Consider the following 3,666-nt stretch of genomic DNA (forward strand, 5'->3'; position numbering starts at 1 on the left):
AATTTTGCATCATCAATTGAATTATCGGCAGTAACAGCGTAAATTCCGAGTCTGAAAAGTTCGTTTTTTATTCTAATATTTCTTTCAAGACCGGCAAACATTTCAAAGTGAGAGAAATTTTCATCGGGTATTAGTAATGTACCTGTACCTGCTGCAATACCTAATCCTAATCGATTTATCAATGGAACTTTATTTAACAATGTACCTTCAAAATGGTGTATATAGTTAGCTCTAAAAAATTCGGTTGAAGTGTTTAAGGTTGGTCCCAGTAATTGAAAGGAAAAAAGAGGATCGGAGAAAATGTATAAATCAGAACCTCTGAAATACCTGTATTCCAAAGGTCTGAGAGCTTTTCTATTTACAAAACTACCGGCTGTTACATTCCACCTTGAAGTACCGAATCTTGCTAATTTCATTTCACTTTTTGTACCTATTTCCAAGTAATCAAAATTTACTTCACTGTCAAATAATCCGAAAATGCCTTTGCGATAAGCGAAAAAAAGTTCAGGGTAATCAGTTCCTAAAATTATTTTTTTATTCTTTTTTATAATATACTTTTGTCCTATTATATATTTTAACTTAAGCTTTATCTCCGTTTTTATGTATCTTTCAAAATCATTAGCATACTTTATTTCACCAAAAACATATTTAGCCCATTCTGAAAGTTGAATATTTTTTAGGGGATCTTGGTCTGAGTATTCAAAAGTGAATTCACAAAAAAGTCCGTTTATTATTTCCATTCTTTGAGCAATGCTAATGCTTTTTGTTTTAATATAATTGCTTCGACTAAATAGATGTTCTAGTGATGAATAAGTATTTATTTGATCATAAAAATATCCTGTTTCAATAAATGTTCTTACAAATTTCTTTGGCAAGTATGTTAATCCTACACCGATTTTGCCTTTTATATCTTCATTCTTAAAACCATAATCTATAAAACCTCTTGTTTCAAGAATTATATTATTATCAAATTCTTTCATAAAATAACCAGGGAGTGTGTGCCTGTAGCCACCAATACCTAAAAAATTTATTTGACCCAATAATCCGTCTATAAAAAACTCATTACCTTTTGCCCTGTTTCTATGACCTGCACCTACAAGTAAACTCCAAAAGTTAATTTTGTTAAAAGCAGAATCCCTTTTTCTGTAGTATTCATCGGAAGTATAATATCTTTCAAGACTATCGCTTTTACTAATAAATTTCAATTCCGATTTTTTTAATGTTATTGGGCGTTGATTTTTCCAGAATATTGAATCTTTATCAAAAGCATCAACTTCATATTCTTTTATTTCATTAGTAAAAGTTTTAGGTGGAAACTCTTTATTTAATTCATAATGTGAGTGATCTATTCGCGTATTTCCTAAAATATTATATTTCCCATCACGAATTGTATAAAAAAACTCCCTCCTAATCGGAAGATATTTTGAGTCTTCAATTTCCTTATAATTTTGAATTACTCTAAACTCTTTACAATAATTTAATAGTGGACTTTTTATTGTTAAATCAACAGCTTTTATTGCCCAACTACTATCTTCAATAAATAAAAGTCCGGAAAAAAGTATTTCAGTTCTAAAAATTGGAATTACCCCAATTTTGTAAATTAATTTTCCATTTTCAATAAATGAACCTTTAAATTCATATTTGTAACTTAAAGCTGAATTGCTTGCAATAGGAGATAAAAGTGGTTTTTGGGATAAAGCAGGAAAATCTATCAGGTTTTTATAAAAATTAAAATCACAACTGGAAATGTCTTCATAAACAATATAAGGATTTTTGCTAATCTTTTGTTGAGGTACAATTGAGTTACGACCGTATTCCATTCCAAAAGAAGCAGTTTTTCCAATATGTCTTTTTTTTTCAACATAATCATGATGTGCAATTACAACCTCCTTGTAGGTTGAAGGTGCTTTAAAGTAGCTTTCTGTTACTGATTCTATTAAATTTAATTTTTCATTTTTTAACTGTACCAACAAGTCTTCTGTTTCCTTTTTTCTTGACGAATCCTTTATCGGAATAGTGTCGGAAGCTTTTATTTTTATTAGTTTATTTTCAATTGACGTTTTAGTGTATGTTTTGCATTGGTATGTTTCAATTTGGCTCAAATAATATTTTCGTTTTTCCCTAACCTTGGCAAGTATTTCTTTTGACCGATCTTTGTATTCGGAAATAATCTCCACTTCTTCAAGTGACTGTGGTGCTTTTTTTAAAATTACATTCAAAAAAGTAGCTTTCGTTTTATAAATAATTACTTCTTTTTCAAAAGATTTATATCCGATATAACTAAAAACAATTATGTGTTTTCCTGCTTTTAACTCAAGAAAATATTCCCCGTTTAGGTCGGAGGAAACTCCATAGCTTGTATTTTTTTCGTAAATATTTGCAAAAGGCAAAGTTGTTCCATCCTGATCTGTAATTCTTCCTTGCAGGTAGCCGGCAAACAAAGAAAAATTGCCTGTCAGAAAAGCTATTAAAAAAAAGAGAATGATTTTTCTTTTGGAAGACATAAAAAATTTTCGGTAAGACGTATTTATCCTACTTATTGTTACAAAATTTAATACTGCAAAATAAAAAATTTACAATAAATTAGAAGCAAGTTCAGCAAGTTCTGAGCGTTCTCCTTTTTCCATTGTAACGTTAGCATACACATCCTGCCCTTTCATTTTGTCAATCAAGTATGTAAGCCCGTTACTTCGGGAATCCAAATAAGGTGTGTCAATTTGATAAGGATCACCTGTGAATACAACTTTTGTTCCTTCTCCTGCTCTTGTAATTATTGTTTTTACCTCGTGAGGTGTAAGATTTTGTGCTTCATCAACAATAAAATATACTTTTGAGAGGCTTCGTCCTCTAATGAAAGCCAAAGGAGTGATTAGTAATTTTTCGTTTTTAAGCATTTCATTGATGAGGTCAAAATCTTTAGAATTTTCATTGAATTGATGACGGATTACTGAAAGATTGTCAAACAATGGTTGCATGTAAGGGTCTAATTTACTACTAACATCCCCGGGTAAATATCCGATATCACGATTTGAAAGAGGAACAATTGGGCGGGCAAGTAATATTTGCTTATAGCTTTTTCTTTTTTCCAAAGCTGCTGCTAATGCCATCAGGGTTTTTCCCGTACCGGCTTTCCCCGAAAGAGTAATCAGGCTGATATTTTTATTTGTCAATCCGTTTAACGCAAATGTTTGCTCTGCATTACGTGGCTGAATTCCATAAGCTTTACGCTTTTTTACAAGAACAAAAGCATCTTCCGTTTTATTATAAGTTGTAAGAATACTTTTTACATGATTTCTCAAAATAAAATATTCATTCGGTTCGGGTTGAATATCAATTTTTGCTTCTTCAAAAGAAATTTGTCCGTCCTTGTATATTTTATCAACAACACCACTTTCAATATTTTCAATAAGGTTTTTTCCTTTGTATAATTCTTCAATATCTTTTACCTTTCCTGTTTCGTAATCCTGAGCCAAAACACCTACTCCTTTGGCTTTCATTCTAAGATTAATATCTTTAGTAACGAGAATTACTCGTTTTTGCCCATATTCTTTTGCAAGATTGTGAGCAACAGAAAGAATTCTGTGGTCGGGTTTATCTTCCCAAAAAATATCTTTGAACTTTTTATCTTTATGCACATTGGTATTTACAGAAATAAGTCCACCTGTT

General features: G+C 30.7%; 2 protein-coding genes. Both read right to left on the reverse strand.

The window, feature by feature from the left end; translation table 11 throughout:
• On the reverse strand, window positions 1–2,504 hold a 2,504-nt coding region (locus U9R42_13170), incomplete at its 3' end, for a DUF5686 and carboxypeptidase regulatory-like domain-containing protein (protein ID MEA3496970.1).
• 69 nt (window positions 2,505–2,573) lie between these two features.
• The coding region (locus tag U9R42_13175) for a PhoH family protein (protein MEA3496971.1) at window positions 2,574–3,666 on the reverse strand (1,093 nt) is incomplete at its 5' end.

The organism is Bacteroidota bacterium, assembly GCA_034723125.1.
Taxonomy (GTDB): Bacteria; Bacteroidota; Bacteroidia; order CAILMK01; family JAAYUY01; genus JAYEOP01.